Origin of the sequence: Pseudomonas boreofloridensis (genome assembly GCF_030580795.1) — a bacterium.
Taxonomy (GTDB): Bacteria; Pseudomonadota; Gammaproteobacteria; order Pseudomonadales; family Pseudomonadaceae; genus Aquipseudomonas; species Aquipseudomonas boreofloridensis.
Genome location: NZ_JAUQOQ010000003.1, coordinates 320,715 through 336,592, shown reverse-complemented (window position 1 = coordinate 336,592; position 15,878 = coordinate 320,715). Strand labels below are relative to the sequence as shown.

At 58.1% G+C, this 15,878-nt stretch carries 17 protein-coding genes; 10 read left to right on the top strand and 7 right to left on the bottom strand.

The window, feature by feature from the left end:
• The first annotated feature begins 20 nt into the window (after positions 1-20).
• The 7 genes from Q6A47_RS05750 to Q6A47_RS05720 all read left to right on the top strand — a co-directional run bounded on the left by Q6A47_RS05750 (position 21) and on the right by Q6A47_RS05720 (position 5,453).
• Positions 21-1,781, top strand: a complete 1,761-nt coding sequence (locus tag Q6A47_RS05750; protein WP_369811419.1) for a formylglycine-generating enzyme family protein — start codon at positions 21-23, stop codon at positions 1,779-1,781.
• Between the two features lie 68 nt (positions 1,782-1,849).
• Entirely contained in the window at positions 1,850-2,767 is a 918-nt protein-coding gene (gene tagQ, locus Q6A47_RS05745; RefSeq protein WP_304483473.1) for a type VI secretion system-associated lipoprotein TagQ, read from the top strand.
• 126 nt (positions 2,768-2,893) lie between these two features.
• Positions 2,894-3,796 carry an Ssp4 family T6SS effector gene (ssp4, locus tag Q6A47_RS05740; RefSeq protein WP_039582649.1) on the top strand — a complete coding sequence of 301 codons (903 nt, stop codon included), beginning with the start codon at positions 2,894-2,896 and terminating at the stop codon, positions 3,794-3,796.
• Positions 3,796-4,227: a hypothetical protein gene (locus tag Q6A47_RS05735; protein WP_304483470.1), complete on the top strand. Its 432-nt coding sequence runs from the start codon at positions 3,796-3,798 to the stop codon at positions 4,225-4,227. The genes ssp4 and Q6A47_RS05735 overlap by 1 nt, the downstream gene beginning before the upstream one ends.
• Positions 4,228-4,309: 82 nt before the next feature.
• The gene (locus tag Q6A47_RS05730; protein WP_304483468.1) at positions 4,310-4,543 is read left to right on the top strand and encodes a hypothetical protein; all 234 of its coding nucleotides are present in this window, start codon (positions 4,310-4,312) and stop codon (positions 4,541-4,543) included.
• Entirely contained in the window at positions 4,540-4,998 is a 459-nt protein-coding gene (locus Q6A47_RS05725) for a hypothetical protein (RefSeq protein ID WP_304483466.1), read from the top strand. The genes Q6A47_RS05730 and Q6A47_RS05725 overlap by 4 nt, the downstream gene beginning before the upstream one ends.
• A gap of 53 nt (positions 4,999-5,051) precedes the next feature.
• Positions 5,052-5,453: a hypothetical protein gene (locus Q6A47_RS05720; RefSeq protein WP_295486416.1), complete on the top strand. Its 402-nt coding sequence runs from the start codon at positions 5,052-5,054 to the stop codon at positions 5,451-5,453.
• Between the two features lies 1 nt (position 5,454).
• Here the strand turns inward: Q6A47_RS05720 and Q6A47_RS05715 are convergent, their stop codons facing one another.
• Both Q6A47_RS05715 and Q6A47_RS05710 read right to left on the bottom strand, forming a co-directional pair.
• Positions 5,455-6,822, bottom strand: coding sequence for an ATP-binding protein (locus tag Q6A47_RS05715; RefSeq protein ID WP_304483463.1), 1,368 nt, complete (start codon positions 6,820-6,822; stop codon positions 5,455-5,457).
• A 1-nt stretch (position 6,823) separates the two neighbouring features.
• On the bottom strand, positions 6,824-7,540 hold the full coding sequence (locus Q6A47_RS05710; protein WP_029612677.1) for a response regulator: 717 nt from the start codon (positions 7,538-7,540) through the stop codon (positions 6,824-6,826).
• A gap of 136 nt (positions 7,541-7,676) precedes the next feature.
• On the opposite strand from Q6A47_RS05710, the gene Q6A47_RS05705 reads away from it, so the two are divergent.
• Positions 7,677-9,974: a TonB-dependent siderophore receptor gene (locus Q6A47_RS05705; protein WP_304483459.1), complete on the top strand. Its 2,298-nt coding sequence runs from the start codon at positions 7,677-7,679 to the stop codon at positions 9,972-9,974.
• Between the two features lie 413 nt (positions 9,975-10,387).
• On the opposite strand, the gene Q6A47_RS05700 is transcribed toward Q6A47_RS05705, so the two are convergent.
• Entirely contained in the window at positions 10,388-10,852 is a 465-nt protein-coding gene (locus tag Q6A47_RS05700; protein ID WP_304483457.1) for a GNAT family N-acetyltransferase, read from the bottom strand.
• Between the two features lie 51 nt (positions 10,853-10,903).
• Positions 10,904-12,010 (bottom strand): hypothetical protein, encoded by a 1,107-nt coding sequence (locus Q6A47_RS05695; RefSeq protein WP_304483455.1) that lies wholly within the window; start codon positions 12,008-12,010, stop codon positions 10,904-10,906.
• A gap of 20 nt (positions 12,011-12,030) precedes the next feature.
• Between Q6A47_RS05695 and Q6A47_RS23240 the strand changes: the two genes are divergently transcribed.
• The gene (locus tag Q6A47_RS23240) at positions 12,031-12,453 is read left to right on the top strand and encodes a DUF365 domain-containing protein (protein WP_501985952.1); all 423 of its coding nucleotides are present in this window, start codon (positions 12,031-12,033) and stop codon (positions 12,451-12,453) included.
• Entirely contained in the window at positions 12,444-12,971 is a 528-nt protein-coding gene (locus Q6A47_RS05690) for an AAA family ATPase (RefSeq protein ID WP_304483453.1), read from the top strand. The genes Q6A47_RS23240 and Q6A47_RS05690 overlap by 10 nt, the downstream gene beginning before the upstream one ends.
• Positions 12,972-13,345: 374 nt before the next feature.
• Here the strand turns inward: Q6A47_RS05690 and Q6A47_RS05685 are convergent, their stop codons facing one another.
• Genes Q6A47_RS05685 through Q6A47_RS05675 form a run of 3 tightly spaced genes read right to left on the bottom strand, consistent with a single transcriptional unit; the run spans position 13,346 to position 15,545 of the window.
• The gene (locus Q6A47_RS05685; protein WP_304483452.1) at positions 13,346-14,311 is read right to left on the bottom strand and encodes a hypothetical protein; all 966 of its coding nucleotides are present in this window, start codon (positions 14,309-14,311) and stop codon (positions 13,346-13,348) included.
• Positions 14,293-14,568 (bottom strand): hypothetical protein, encoded by a 276-nt coding sequence (locus tag Q6A47_RS05680; RefSeq protein ID WP_304483451.1) that lies wholly within the window; start codon positions 14,566-14,568, stop codon positions 14,293-14,295. The genes Q6A47_RS05685 and Q6A47_RS05680 overlap by 19 nt, the downstream gene beginning before the upstream one ends.
• Positions 14,565-15,545 (bottom strand): integrase domain-containing protein, encoded by a 981-nt coding sequence (locus Q6A47_RS05675; protein ID WP_304483517.1) that lies wholly within the window; start codon positions 15,543-15,545, stop codon positions 14,565-14,567. The genes Q6A47_RS05680 and Q6A47_RS05675 overlap by 4 nt, the downstream gene beginning before the upstream one ends.
• Between the last annotated feature and the right edge of the window lie 333 nt (positions 15,546-15,878).

Below are 15,878 nucleotides of genomic sequence, written 5' to 3'. Positions count from 1 at the left end.
CGGCCCCCGCGCTGCTGAAGGTGCTGTCCCTGGTCGTGGCCGCGATGGCGCTGGGCGCCTGCTCCCCCGCCGATGGCGACGACAAGCCCAAATCCTCCTCCAGCGCCGCTGCGGCCACGCCCGACCCCGCAGCCCTGAGCAAGCTCGACAACCCCAAGCCGCTGCCGGACGACGTCAGCCTGCCGCTGCCGTGCGGCGGTGAAATCGTCTTCCGCCACGTCTACGTACTGGCCCAAGGCAGCCTCGACGACCGCGAGGTCAACCTGGGCTATCCCTTCAGCGAGGGCGAGGCGGGCTACAAGCAGTCGTTCATCTCCGGCTATCGCCGCGACTTCATCAACGGTCAGTTCAGCGTGAAGGACCTGTCGTCCGACTGGCAGAAACAGATCGCCGGCAGCCTGCCCAAGGTCGAGGCCGGCAGCCCGCTCAAACCGATGATGTACTTCATCGGCAAATACGAAGTCACCGCGCGGCAGTACGCGCAGGTGATGGCCCAGGCCCAGTCGCTGGCCAGTGGCGAGGCGGCGCCGACCTGCGAGCCGGTCACCGAAGCGGCCGGGCGCCTGCCCAAGGTCAAGTTGTCGCGCTTCGAGGCCGAGCGCTTCGCGGCGGTGTACAGCGCCTGGTTGATGAAGCATCACCGCGACCTGCTGCCGGTCAGTGGCCGGGGCAGCAAGGCCGAGGACGGCGGCATCGGCTTCGTGCGCCTGCCCACCGAAGTGGAATGGGAATTCGCGGCCCGTGGCGGCTCGGCGGTCAGCCGCCAGCAGCTCGACGGTCGGTTGTTCCCGCGTCAGGTCGAGGGCAGCGACAGCGAGGGGCCGCTTGCCGACTGGGCGGTGTACAACCAAGTGGCCGGCGGCACCGGCCAGGCGGCGCGGCTGATGCCGATCGGTACCAAGCTGCCGAATCCGCTGGGGCTGTTCGATGTGATCGGCAATGCCGCCGAGATGGTCCAGGAGTCGTTCCAGTTGGTGCATGCCGGGCGTCGCCAGGGTGCCTATGGCGGCTTCGTGGTCAAGGGCGGCAACTACCTCGAAGGCGAAACCACACTGTTCACCGGCATGCGCCGCGAGTACCCGCTGTTCGGCGCCGACGGCACCGAGCAGCGCAACGAGACCACCGGCTTCCGGGTCGCCATCGGTGCGCTGTCGGCGCCGCGTTCGCGCTATCAGGAACTGTTCGAGCAGTGGCAGAAGGAAGGCCGATTGGCGGGCCTGACCGATGACATCGACGCCGCCGCCGACCCGACCCAACGCCTGGACAGCATCATCGCCGGCTCCGGCGATCCGCGCCTGCAAGCCGAGCTGGGCCTGGTCAACGAAGAACTCAAACGCAATGTCTCGCTGATCGCCCGCCAGCGCGAGGAAGCGGCCGGCAACCTGATCCAGTCCGCCGCTTTGGTGGCCGAGACCATCAACAACTACAACATCCGCCTGACCAACCTGCAGAACACCCAGGCCAAGGCCCAGGCGGCGGGCGACCAGACCAGCGCCAAGCTGTACGGCGCGGCCATCGCCAACGGTCGCAGCGCGCTGGACGGTGCGCTGGCGATCTACATCGACAACCTGGCCAGCGGCACGCGCTACACCGATGCGGTGATCCAGGCGCAGTTCCAGCAGGTCAAGCAGGAACTGGAGCGCAAGCCGGTACTGGGCCGAAGCCTGGAGGCGCGCGCGACCCTGTTCGTTCGCCACGTCGGCGAATACCGCCAGAACCGACGGGCCGACCCGGCGACGATTCTCAAGGAGCTGCTGGCCTCGGCCGCTCCACGACCCTGAACCCTTTGCCCAACCTCCGGCCGGCATGACGCTGGCCGGATTTGCACAACCCGAGAGAGAACCCGACCATGCGCATGAACCGCACCTCCCTGATCTCCGCTTCCAAGGCTCGAACTGCCCTGCTGCTCGCCGCCGGCTTCAGCACCGTGCTGCTGACCGGCTGCGCCGGCTCGCCGGTGTCCAAGGTGGGCGCCAGCACCAAGGTGGAGTACTACCCCAACTGCTACGAGCCGGTGCAGCACCTGCGCTCCACCGACGGTGACATGACCCGTTCGGTCGCCACCGGCGCGCTGCTGGGGGCTGTCGGCGGTGCCCTGACCGGTGCCATGGTCGATGGCGACAAGCGTGGCCGTAACGCCGCCATCGGCGCGGCCGGCGGTGCCTTGGTAGGCGGCGCGGCGGGGTACTACACCGAGCGTCAGAAGCAGATCAGCGACGACAAGCAGCGCATCGCCTCCTACGCCGCCGACATCGACAAGAGCGCCGCCGACCTGGACCGCACCACCCAGTACGCCAAGGCCTCGCAGTCGTGCTACCAGCGCGAGTTCGCCAGCCTGATCCAGAACCGCAAGGCCAACCGCATCAACGACACCGAAGGCCGCAAGCGCCTGGCCGAGATCGTCTCGGGCCTGCAGGAATCGAACAACCTGCTGACCGCCGTGAACGGTCGTCTGGGTGAGAACCTGAACAACTACACCCAGGCCTACGAGCAAGACCTCAAGCAAGTGGGCGTGCAGCGCTCGCAAGTGGTCGCTGCGGTCGAGCCGCCGAAGGCCACCGGCAAAGCGGCTGGCAAGAAAGCCTCGTCCAAGGCCAGCAGCACCGTGCCGAGCGAAGCCGTAACCACCGAGAAGACCCTGCAGAACGCCAGCAGCAAGAAGGCCCAGGCCCAGCAAGTAGCCAAGGCTGGTACCGATCAGGTCAACAGCATGTGCCGCAACCCGGACATGGGCGACTGGGCACCGGTGCCTTGCCCGAACGTTTGATGGGATGCCATGGGGCGCTGCGCGCCCCTTTTCGCGACGCCGGTCCGCCCCGTGCGACCGGTGGCGCGTCGGGTGCAGCGCCGAGGTTTCAGGCGTTGCGCTGCGTGTTGAACGGGGACGCTTTCAATGACGGATCTTCTGGTCAATCAACTGGCCAACTCTTCGCAATTCATGGCGCGGCAGCGTCTTCAGTCACGTATCAATCTGCCGCAAATGTTCGCTGCCATCGATGCGGATCCGCGCATCGTGGGGGCTGGGGTGGTTTACGTAGATGCCGATTACAACGTCATCACCCTGCGTGAATTCCAGCCGATTTGCAGCATCAAGCCCAAGCGCGTGATTCTTCGTGAGATCAACAAGTACCAGACACCTGCACAGTACACAGAGCAGCTACAGAACAATCCGCGAGAAACACGCGTGGTGAAGGAGGCGGTCAACACGACGCTGTCTTGCGCAGGTGCAATCATCGGCTGGTGGGTGGTTTTCAGTGGCACCATTGCGGCACCCTTCACAGCAGGCACCAGCTTGGTGCTGACGTACATCGGGGGAGCGGCAGCCACGGCGAGCACGGCCCAGTGCCTCATTGGCGGAGTACGTACGGTGCGTGAGGTCACTAATCCTGCAGCCAATGACGCAATGGACGACAGTAAGTGGTATCAGGCGACTTCCACGGTGCTCGATGCGGTCTCGCTCATGGGGGTAGGGGCTTCCGGCCTGACCACTCTCAAATACCTTCAGGTTCACAAGGCTGCGACGGGCCGCAGTTGGTTTGAATTGACCAGATCTCTCAGCCGTCAGCAGCGCAAGGCGTTGACCGATGAGTTGCTCTCGATCAAGCACCCGTCACTGACGCCCAAGCAGCTCAAGTTGCAGCAGGCCGCCGGGACCATGACCAAGCGATATACACCCACCCAGATCAACCACGCGACCCAGACACTGTTGCGCGACTCGCTGGGCGCATCGTTCGGCCTGGCGGGAAGTTCGACGGTACAGAGCATTGCCGTGGGGCTCTACGAGGAAATCGACTGATGATGAACTTCAGCGCTTTCCAAGCATTCATGCGGCAGTACTTTCCCATCTTCCTGACGGGGCTGTTCGTTTCGATCCTATCGATGGTCTTGGCGGTTGCGCTGTGGGTCGATAATCATTGGCGCGACCACCCGGATAATTCCCTCTACACCCTGCTGACGTGTGGTGTGCTATCACTGCTGCTGTGTGTAGGTCACTTCGCGATGATTCGCGGCTTGGGCTGGGCGATATGGGTCGTGCTGTTATCGCTGGCACTCACTTGGCTGATGGCCTTGAGCCTCGTAGGCACGGGGTTGAGCCCAATTCTCTTGATCATTGTGACGGCGATGCCGTTGCTGGCGGTTCTGGTGTTGAACAGCTCGCGGCATCGCGAAATGCGCCGAGGCCTGGCGCATCTCCGCGAACAGCGGCGCGCCGCACGCAAACCCTGAATCACCGCACCGCAGTTATCATCGGTCCGCCGCTCCCGCGCATGACGCAGAGCGGTTTTGTGCAACTCGAGAGAACCCGGCCATGCGTATGGACCGCGCCACCCTCATATCCGCCTCCAAAGCTACCAAGCAAATCAAGTTGAAGCAGAGGACGGGCGCCCTCACCAAGCGATACACGCCGACCGAAATCAAGCACGCCACCCAGACGCTGATCAAGGATTCGATCGGTGCATCCCTGGGCTTCGTCGGCAGCAGCACTGTCCAAGGCCAAGCTCAAAGTATCGCGCTGGGGCTTTACGAGGAGTTCGGCGAATGAGCCGTGATCCTGAGCTGCAAAGATTTCTCGATCGGTATCTGCTGATCTTTCTAGCCGCCTACTTTCTGTCCCTCTTTGCTATGGCGGGCACCTTTTCAATGGTATGGAGTTCGTACTGCCGCGAATGCACTCGGGAGATCGCCTACCCTGCGAGTCTCGCCGTTTTGATCCTGGCACTTTCCACGGCGCATGCTGCGGTAGTTCGAGGCTTCTACTGGGGGGCATGGTGGGTCGCTGGGCTGTGTATCGGATCAATTGCATTTCTGATTCCGACCTATGCCTACGGACCTCACAAAATGGTCTTCACAAGCATTCTGATCGCAGCGTTGCTTGGCTTGTTGGTGCTCAATAGCCGCACTTATCGGCAGATGCGGATCGTGTTGGCGGAGTATCGAGCCAAGCGTAGGCAGGAGCGTGCGGGGCGAGATTCAAAAGGGCGTACCCCGAAACCATGAGCACTAAGTCACACAACGAAAATCCATCGCCCGACTCTGAACGGTCTTCGTTCATGCGCCGTTATTTTCCGATGTTCATTCTGGGCTTTCTATTGTCCTGCGTGAGCTTGAGTGGCGTAGTGTCGCTGACATTCGCCACCTACCTTCGCGATTTTGAGGGAGATGGGACGTTCTCCTTCGCTGTGACGTTGGGCATTGCTCTGATTGTTGCAGGATCACACATCGCTATCGTGCGAGGCCGCTATTGGGGTGCATGGGTCATGTTGGCGGTATTGGCCGCAGGTATGGTCGCGGTGGCTCCCTGCTATGCATACACCTCGTTCAGAGGCTCCTTGATAGCGATCGTGCTGCTTATTTTGGTTGCCTTGCTGGTATTCAACACTCGCCGCTACCGCGAAATGCGCCGAGGCCTGGCGCACTACCGCGAGCAGCGCCGCGCCGCACGCAAACCCTGAATCACCGAGCCACCGTCACCGTCACCACCAGTCCGCCGCCCTCCCGATTCTCCAGATGCAACGCGCCGCCATGGCTGGCGGCGATGCGCTGGGCGATGCTCAGGCCCAGGCCGTAGCCGCCGGAGCGGTGGTTGCGCGAGGTCTCGCCACGGACGAAGGGGTCGGTGACGGTCGCCAGCAATGCCGGGTCGATACCGGGGCCGCGGTCTTCGACGTGGAGGCGGATGTGTGTCGAGTCAGCGTCCAGTCGCAGCGTCACCTGGCGCCCATAGCGCAGCGCATTGACCAGCAGGTTCTGCAGGCAGCGCTGCATCAGCAACGCATCGACGCGCACCTTGCCGACACTGCCCTGCACCGGCAGCGGTTCCTCGGCGCTGGCCAAATCGGCGCACACCCGCGCCACCAGCCGATCCAGATCGACCTCTTGCAGATTCTGCTGCTCCCCGGCATGCAGGTAATCGAGGACCTGGCCGATCATCGCGTCCATCTGCGCGATGTTCTGCTGCAGCCGTACCTTGTGCTCTCCGTCCTCGAGTCGTTCCAGGCGCAGCCGCATGCGCGTGAGTGGGGTGCGCAAGTCGTGGGACACGGCGGCGAGGAAGTAGGCCTTGTCGTTGACCATGGCGATCAGCCGCTGCTGCATGGCATTGAACGCCTGGGCGGCCTGGCGCACTTCCTCCGGGCCTTCCAGCGGCAGTGGCGGCTGCTCGAGGTTGCGGCCCAGGCCCAGCGCGGCGTCGGCCAGGCGCCGCAGCGGGCGCAGGCACAGGCGCACCGCCACCAGGCACACCAGCAGCACGGCCAGAATGCGCAGGGCATAGACCCGCAGCAGGTAGTCGCTGATCAGCACCCAGGCCGACTCACCGCTCCAGCCCTGCAACTCTTCGCCATCGACCAGCAACCAGTGGCCGTCCTCCAGCGGTACGGCGAACTGCAAGTGCGCCTGGGCGATGCGCAGGCCGAACAGGCTGCGCCACAGCACCGGTCGGCCCAGTTCGTCGGTGAGCTGCAGTTTGAGCACGCGCGCCTTGAGCGCGTGACCGAGTTCGTAGCTCAGGGCCTGATTGAGCAGCAGCTCGATGCGGTGGCGGCTGTGCGGGTCGTCGGCCTGTGGCGAGGGCAGTGATTCGGCGCAGCGCAGGTGATAACGGGCAGGGATACGCGGCGGTGTGGCGTGGCAATCGGCCTGGGCGATCAACGGCGCGCTACGCGCCGCGATCAGCCGCACCGGCGCTTCGAACACCTGGGCGAAGCGCACGTCGAACCAGATGCTGCTGGACACCAACTGCACCAGCAGCGTGCCGCTGATCATGATCAGCAGCAGTTGGCCGAACAGGGTACGGGGCCACAACCGGCGCAGCAGGCGCACCTTAGACGCCCGGCCTCTGGGCGATGCTGAGCAGGTAGCCTTCGTTGCGGATGGTGAGGATCTGCGCGCTGCCCTCGGCGCCACGGCGCAGTTGCTGGCGCAGGCGGCTGATGCACATGTCCACCGAGCGGTCGTCGGGCAGGTGGTCGCGGCCGAAGGCGCTGCGGGTCAGGTGATCGCGCGACACCACACGGTCGTTGGCGTCCAGCAGTTCGCGCAGCACGCGGTAGTCGGAGCGGGGCAGGTTCAGGGTGTGGCCGTCGGGGAGGGTGAGCAGGCGCTTGATGTGGTCGAGGCTGAAGCCGGCGAAGCGCTGCAGAGACTGGGCCTGTTCTTCGGCAGGGGCGTCCAGGCGCTGGGGGCGGCGTAGCACCGCCTTGATCCGTGCCACCAGCTCGCGCGGCTCGAAGGGCTTGGCCAGGTAGTCGTCGGCGCCCACTTCCAGGCCGATGATGCGGTCCAGGGTGCTGCCCTTGGCCGAGAGCATGATCACCGCCAGGCCCGGTTGGGTTTGCAGGTAACGGCACAGGCTCAGGCCGTCTTCGCCGGGCAGCATCAGGTCGAGCACCACCAGCTCGACCTTGTGTTGCGCCAGTTGCTCGCGCATGCGCTCGCCGTCGGCGGCAGCCAGCACGTGGTAGCCGGCATCTGCCAGGTAATCGCAGAGAAGTTCGCGGATCTCGTCGTCGTCGTCGACGACCAGCAGGGTCGTGCTCATTGCGGGGGCACCTGTGTGGCGCGCGCTGGCGCGCCGTTACGTTCCATTACATCCCCGTACATGTCGGGCATGGAGCCCGGAGGGCACATCCCTAGAATCGTAGCAAAAACCATCTGCGAATACGAAACCTTCCCAAATGAATCCCCTGAAACTTTCCAGCGATTGCGCACGCTCAAGCCGTGGCGGCAGTCGTCTCTCGCCGCTCGCCCTGTGCGTTGCCTTCAGCCTGTGCACCAGTGCTTACGCCGCCGACGGCCAGCCCATCGAACTGAGCGCGACCAGCATCGAGGACAGCGCGCTGCCCAGCGCCGACGCTACCGGGCAGCTTGGCTACACGGTCGAGAGCACACGCAGCTCCACCGGGCTCGATCTTACCCCACGCCAGACCCCGCAGTCGGTGACCACGATCACCCGTCAGCAAATGGACGACCGCGATGTGCACAGCATCGAGCAGGCGTTGGAGACGGCGCCGGGGATCAGCGTCAGCAAAATGGAAGTGGGCGGGCGTACCGACTTCCGCGCCCGTGGCTACGCCATCACTAACTGGAAACTCGACGGCCTGCAGTTTCCGGGCGGCTCGGACTTCAGCGGCAGCGGTAACGCCCTGAACCTCGACTTGTACGAGCGCATCGACATCGTTCGCGGCGCCAACGGCCTGCTCGGCGGTACGGGCGACCCGTCGGCCACCGTGAACCTGATTCGCAAGGCCCCGACCCGCACCTTCGGTGGCAGCGCCTACGCCACCTACGGCAGTTGGGACAAACGGCGCCTGGGCGCCGACCTCAACGTTCCGCTGTCCGAAGACGGCCGCCTACGCTCGCGCTTCGTGGTCACCCAGCAGGACGCCAACTCGTTCCGCGACAACGAATCCCAGCGCGCCCGCGCCGCCTTGGCCAACTTCGAGTTCGATCTGGACGACGCCACCACCCTCGGCGCCGGCTACCAGTACGAATACAACAAGGTGGTCGGCGGCGGCTGGGGCGCGAACATCCCGATCTGGTACGGCGACGGCAGCAAGACCCACCTGCCGCGCAGCAGCAACGTGGTGCCGAGCTGGAGCTTCGGCGAATACGTCACCCGCACCACCTTCGGCTCGCTGCAGCACCGCTTCGACAACGACTGGACCCTGGACCTCAAAGGCGCCCAGAGCACCACCGATGCGCTCAACCATCGCGGCCTGGCCAAGGTCAACTCATCGGGACGCGGGGTGTACGGCGGCTACTGGGACCAGGACGGCAGCGGCGCCGTGCTCAATGGTTTGCACAGCTCCAGCGACACCACCCAGCAATCGGCGCAGATCGACCTCTCCGGCCCGTTCCAACTGCTGGGCCGCACCCATCAGGCGATGGTCGGCTACAACGACAGCCGCACCGTGGCCTGGTCGCCGGAGTACACCTGCACCCTGACCAGCGCCAACCGCGTCAGCGCGCCGGCGCTGGGCTGTCAGTTCCGCGCCAACAACGGCTTCCCGTTGAGCAACTGGCTCAACGGCGTGGACAGCGACTACAACATGCTCGCCTCGCAAACCGGCCGCCACAGCAAGACCACTACGCGTTTGCAGGGCATGTACGCCGCCACCCGGCTGAGCATCACCGATCCGCTGTCGGTCATTCTCGGCGCCCGCGTGACCGACTATTCCTCGACCACACGCAGCGTCGGCGGCGTGCGCAGCAACCAGCAGAACAATGGCATCGTCACTCCCTACCTGGGCGCGGTGTATGACCTGAACGACACCTACTCGATGTACGCCAGCTATACCGATATCTTCAATCCACAGACCCAGGAAACCGCCAGCGGCAGCAAGGTCGAGCCGATCCGTGGCCAGAGCTACGAAACCGGCCTGAAGGCCGCCTGGTTCGACGGTCGCCTCAACGCCTCGGCGGCGTACTTCCGCACCAAGCAGGAAAACAAGGCGGTCACCGAAGGCGACCTGCTCACCCCGACCGGCGCCACGGCCTACAAGGCCGGCTCCGGCCAGGAAACCGACGGCATCGACCTGGAACTGGCCGGCGCCCTGACCGAAAACTGGAACGTCTACGGCGGCTACACCTACCTGCACTTCCGCCGCCTCGACAGCGACGGCCGCAGCGACCCGTCGCACCTGTTCAAGGCCTCCACCACCTATCGCCTGTCCGGCCCGCTGGACCGCCTGACCCTGGGCGCCGGCGTCACGGCGCAGACCAACATCCGCGCACTGTCCACCCCGGCGGGGCAGCCGACCAATGGCGTAAGCCGCAGCGCCACTGACGTGAACTGGTCGGGTTATGCGATCTGGAACGCCATGGCCAAGTATCAGGTGACCGACGACACCAGTGTCAGCCTCAATGCCGATAACCTGTTCGACAAGCGGTACTACACCCGCTACGGGTTCTACGCGGGGGCAATCTATGGGGATCCGCGGAGTTTGTCGTTGACGGTGAGTACGAATTTTTGAGGTGATTTGGGTGAGGGGTGTTTAAATGTTTTTCGGCATGCCGGTCCTAGTGACCGGCATTGTTGTTTTTAGGGGATTCGGGACATGACGGGAGGGGTTTAGTCTGTGGCAGCTAAAATGCTGGGGCACCAGGAGTCGAACTCAGATTTAACTTGTTGTTCAACATAATTTTTTCTGAGCTGCCGCTCTCCGCTATCTCTAAAAATATCCTTTACGACTTTTATCGGCTCCGAGGTGATATATCAATCATTCGCTTCGTAGTAGATATAACATAGAGGTTAGAAGAGTATTTTGCGGAAAATGCGAATCACTATATGTGAGGCGTGTGCTACAGGCTTGAGGGAGTGTGATATTTACAAGTGTAAGGCTACCCCTATAAGGGATAGCCTCTCGAAACTGGGTGTGGCGCTTTTTTATAAATTATAGAAAAATTCAGATTTTTCGCTTCTATAATGCCCCGGCATTACCGAAGTAAGCGAGAATCCGCATGAGCGAAGCAGAGGGCTCAGCTCACTATTCCTTTCTTCAGAAACAGAAATGCCGATATCACTATGACCTAGAGTTTGCATCGCTTCGTGCATAAGACTCCGGCCAATACCATCCTCTCGGTATTCTGGAAGAACGTAGAACGTACAGATTTTTTTCTCGCTGCTGGAGTTTTTCAGGAGCGCTAAACCTGCAATATCTCCATCAGAGTGAGCGACGAGAATTTTCCGCTCACCCACGAAAATACCGGCCCGGAAAGTAAAGTAAAGCCAGCTTTTAAATTCAGGGTAATAGGAAACAACATCGGAAAGTGATGCAGCAATCTTTTTGAAGTGAAGATCACTTTCAATTATTTCAAAGTCAGCGGTGGCCTTCGAAATTATAGCTAGCACGACATTTTCCTTTAGTTGCTATACAAGCACAAGCACGCGTATTATAGCTGGCTATCTGGCGTCCGTCAAATTCGACTTTTTTGAGTCTTCTGAATCTGAGCTTTTCTCAGCGCATACAACCGGCTGATTGCTACTGGTTAAGTATGAATAAATATAATTGCCTATAATGCCGGAGCTTGCACCAAGCACTAAAACGGAGATAATGAACCAAAATATGGTTGCGCGAGTTATAACGGTTTTAGAGAATTTCGCAAAGGCGGAAAAGTTTTCAAGGTGCTCAAGCAGTTCTCCATCGGAATCCCTCTTGGATTGCTCTCTCCAGTGGTAAATAAGCATCTGCTCAGGAAGATTGATTTCTTCATTGTTCTCTTTGAGGTATGTCTCCCAAAGATCTTTTTCTAATACGCGGCAACGTTTAAATTCAGTGTGTGAAAGCTTATGCTCTGAGTTAGTTTCCCGGATTAAAAAAAAGTGAACGCTAGAAATAAACGAGTCATATTCTAATTTTGATCGAATTTGCGCGGGGAGATTTCTGATTTCGTTGACTCTGAAGTCGACAATTTCTGTGGAGTCAAACCGACTGAGAAGCTTCGAGTCTTTTTGTTTAGATAGCTGAGAAATTACCTTCTTGTCTTCAGCGCTCATTTTTATTCGAAATCTGAAGTAGTGTGGAATGCTCTCTAGGGAGGGTTCCTTTTCTTTTTTAAATAGCACTAAGGGGAAAGACAACGTTGTTCCGTCGCCCTCTCTGTTGAGTCTGTTAAGCGTTACGCCTTCGCCATGTGGTCCAACCTCGATTTGGCAATGAAAGCGGAGTTTGGATTCCTTCTCGTGCCGGAAGGTTATATCCATTCTTTCGCCATCTAATAGCGTTTCTTTAACGCGAGTGTTGAAAATTGCCGAGATTAGGGTTGGGGTGTTGCAAACAGCTCTGCCTAAGTTAGCGGCGTAGTTTTGTTCGGTGACATGGAATGGGATGAAGATTTTAATTGCGTCAAAGGTTTCTAGTCCCGAAAATTTTACACCGACATCTAAATAGTCGATTACGGTTTCGGATTTCCCGGAAAGAGACCAGTAGTTGAAGTGCAACTCAACATCTGGCTTGATGTTCTCTACGGGCTTGCTGCCTTCGACCCAAAAGGCTAAGCTTTTAGCCATCTCACTACGCCCTTTTCATCATGAAAAACATAATTATTAGTATAAAGCCGAAGTTTTGTAAAGAAATATATTCTGGGGCGAAAGCTTTGGAGTTAAGAAAAATCGTTGGTAATGAGTTCGTTTCGGGCGCGAGGATGTATATATATGAGAGCGCTCCAGCTAAGTCAATTACTGGGGAAGCTGTTATAAATAAGGTGTCCAGGTTATCGGTTGAGTACATAAAAGATCAGTATCTATCTGCCGCGTGCATAGCTGAAAGGGAGTTTGATAAGTATTACTTCGGCAAGTCCTTTGGGTACGTAATTTTCTTGCGAGAGGTAAAGCATTATAGTAATAGGATTCCATTGGCGGAATTGAAAAAACTAGGGTTTCATGCCCCGCAATCCTTTGCTTATGCGAGTTCTGGAGTCGCAGAATTTATTGAGGTTAACAAATGCACGTAGGGATTTTTGGGTTGGCCGGGGCGGGGAAAACAACCGTAGCTAAGTGCTTGGCTCGCGAAAATATTAACTACGTAGCTATATCGGCCTCGAAACTAATTAAAGACTATGGGGGGGTGATTGAGTACGAGAAATTAGAAGGGCGTATAATCTCTTCAAATCAAGATTCATTGGTAATGGCCTATTCGAATTTCAAGAGGATACATGAAAATACTTTGATTGAGTTGCATTCAATAATAGAGAGCGAGTCATCTGTTACAGATGTCGATGTTCGCATCTTGCAAGAGCTAAATTTGGATACTGCTTTTTTTATAAAAGTTGAGCCGCATGAACTGGGGCGTAGAAGGCGGTTGGATGCCACTAAAAAAAGAAAGCAAGTTTGTGATGATGAGCTAGAGATTTTACAGTTGCGTGCCATTGATGTATGTCGGAAGGCTCTGGGAAGTAAGCTTCGCGTTGTGGATAGTGTGATTGCTTTGGCGGTGATAGACGAATTTATACAATCAGTGCCTGCGGAATAGTTTGGCTTTTATATCTGATATTTCTGTTTGGATGATGCGCCTCGGGAAGCTTATAATGCTTGGGACTTTGGAGAAAGGGCAGAATTTATTTGTTTTCGATTAGGGTGTGTCGAGAAAGTATATTTTCCATCTTTTTCTGGGGGGCAGTTAAAGCAGGTTTGCTGCCCGAACAAAGACAAGTTTCTAAGCAACGTTTTGATCTGATGGCTAGACAAGACTTGGCAAAATTTACGTAGTAATGCAGGTTTCCCAAACCGTGCTTACGTGTTTGCCCACCCTCTACCAAGTTGGTCGTTTAGTATCAACTATTTTTCGAGGGGAAATTCACTCAGCCCCCCTTCGCGTTTCTTTTAAGTCGGGTTTAGGTGATCATCTCACTGCGTGGTCGCGAGCTCGGCAACAAGTTGTCGCTGAATTTGCTCGTCACTCTTAGCGATGCCTAAGCGCGGACTTATTGCCCATTGTGAAGTATGTACAATCAGGTTCCTGGCTTCCGAAGTAGCCATGAATGAGAACTTTATGATCGTTCCTATGATATTCTTATTTCTTCTTTCGTAAATTCGCTCCCAAATGTGATAGTGTTCCTTAATGAAATCATCCATTAGCTGATTCACTGATGTTAGTAACGTACTATCGTTACTAGTCATGAAAATCGAGTCGCCACGATTTAGAATTTTGGAAACATCTAATGCGACTATCCCACGATGACCAGAGCCTACCTCATCTGCAAAGATTCTCTCTAGCTGACTTGAAGCTTTTCGAACATTGCTCTCAATTTTTTCGACGGTTGTGACACGTTTGCATTCAATCCATATTTTTTTGCTGCCAATACTGATTCCTGTATCGGACCTTGCGTCGAGTATAGCCTCAACACCTCTATCAGGACGATGTGCCTTTGCTGCAACCGCAGCCTCAAAAAGAAAGTTTCGAGCAGCGGAAGATTCTGGTGTCTCGCTTGTAGCGTTGACCGGACCATTCACACCTTTTTGAAGTTTCTCAACGATAGCTTTCACCTCATGGTTCGGGAGGTTATGAAAGGCTTTGTGAATGTTCACAAATTCAAATACTTCAAACATTGAGCTGACAAAGTCTGGAAATATTTTTTGCCCTTCATGTACAGTTGCGTTTTTGTACGCATCTTTCCAGTAACCGATGATTCTTTCGTAATGAGATGTTCTTCCCGGACCCAGTTTTATGCCAAGCGCCTCCATCCATCTCAAAGCTGCCGAGTATTGTTTAAAAATAGTTTCGTAATTTTCTGTAGGAATGGACATAGCAGCCTGCCGTAAAGTTAAGTGGTCTTGTGAGCTTTTACGCAAGCTCAGAGATAGAAAACCCATGGCTTTCCTAGGCGTCGAGCGAGCAGCTGGACCGTCAGCATGTAGTAATACCGTGTAGCCTCCTTGCGGTGGCGCATGTGGTGTTCCAGGAACCAAGCTACATGCTTTCTCTGCCAACCCCAAGGCGTCTCTCGCTGCCAGCGCTCTGCAATGTCAGCCTGAATGACTTTCGCCTGCCGCAAGTGGCGTTGCCGTGTCGCGTGCGACCCGCTCAGCACGCCAGTCAAGAACAACTCCATATCGAATGGCTTGCTCATGTCCGTCCTCCAATGTAGGCAGCGACCACATCGATCCGTCCGTGCCCCAGCTCATAGCTGATTTGCCTCCGGGCCTCACGATCAATGTTCCTATCTACCTGGCAACACTGACCGCCGTTGATAGGCGCGGGGTGTTGGGTGATTTGCTCATAGCGTTCACATGCATACGCTGCTCGTAGCTCATGGAAGCCTTTGAGCTTGTGTGCATGCAGGACGTCCCGCGCTGGGCGGATGATTTCCTGCAGAACATTCAGATAGCTTCCGTCTGGCGCAATCAGGTTGCGGCTATTCGCAGGCGACACCTGCCGTGCAAACCCAAGCGCGTCTTGAACATGGTGGTCCACCGCAATCCATCTTGGCGCTGAGGCGCCAGCTCGGCCGCCTTTGGTGCCATCCTGGATGTTGATCCTGCCTAGGTCGTTAGCCTCACGGCTCAGCCGTGGCAAGTCGGCTAGGATGGCCTCACGCAAGCGCATGCCGGTGGCTCGCGCCAATAGAACGATTGCAGCGACCCGTAGCTGATGATCGCGGCAAAGCACATCGACAATCTGCTTAACCTGTTCGCGGTCTTGGCCTTGCGGAGCCGATTGGCGAACTCCGCTGCGCTGCATACCCAACGCCTTGTTCGGACTTGGCAGTTTCACATGCTGATCACCGCGAAGCGCTGCCATGGTCCTGTTAACGCTGGATAGTCGGTTTTGCGCGGTACTGACGGCGAGATCACCGCGCTTAACAATGTCGCGCAGATACGCCGCGTAGTCGGCCAATACCTTTCGATCAATCTGCCGCGCATCATTGATACCGGGCCCCTGTTCGGAGCGGCACCACTTCACGAATGCCTGCCAGCGATCACTGTGCGCCTTGACCGTGCCGTAGTGGCCGCCGCCGAACATGTCTCTCAACGCCTGCGGCCCTGCATAACTTAGTTGCCTGCCGTAGCCGAAATTGCGGCCATTGCGTCTACCCACCAATGCCATGTCGGTCACCTCATCTTCCGCTCTCCGATCCTCGCCCCACGTCATCCCGCCAAGAATGCTGGGTGTTATCAGGGATCAAGGCCCCTGCGGCCTGTGGGGAATGTCCTCTTCGCGGGACTGGCGGCTCCTTACGTCCGGGAGCAAGGGCATCTCATGATCTGGCCTCCTGAGCACCGTTACCGGTGGGCGGGTGGAGGCTGCATTGGCTGACGAGACCAGCGCCGCGAGATCCTGAGCCATGTGCAAGCAGCAATGCGATGACCGGGGCATGCCTGACTGTCAGTCGGGTGCAGTCCATTCCGTGGTCTGCGGCACCATCATCTACATGGCTGT